Origin of the sequence: Flavobacterium celericrescens (assembly GCF_011392075.1) — a bacterium.
Taxonomy (GTDB): domain Bacteria; phylum Bacteroidota; class Bacteroidia; order Flavobacteriales; family Flavobacteriaceae; genus Flavobacterium; species Flavobacterium celericrescens.
In genome coordinates, this window is sequence record NZ_JAAJBV010000028.1 from 1 (window position 1) to 253 (window position 253).

General features: G+C 45.5%; 1 pseudogene. It reads right to left on the reverse strand.

Annotated elements, in window-relative coordinates:
- Nucleotides 1-253: pseudogene (locus tag G4L40_RS12900) on the reverse strand (hypothetical protein); the annotation flags it as partial.

Below are 253 nucleotides of genomic sequence, written 5' to 3' on the forward strand. Positions count from 1 at the left end.
AACAGTCATCACAGCCGTCTCCGTCTGAGTCTCCACAAATGTCTGGGTTCGTATCGTTAGGATCTGTAGCGTCTAAAATTCCATCGTTATCATCGTCAGGATCTCCAGCATCACATAATCCGTCTGCATCTGTATCAGTTCCGTCATTTAATGGTAAGCTATCTGATAATGGACCGAAGTTGTCTGTTCCTACTGAACAGTCATCACAGCCGTCTCCGTCTGAGTCTCCACAAATATCTGGGTTCGTATCGTT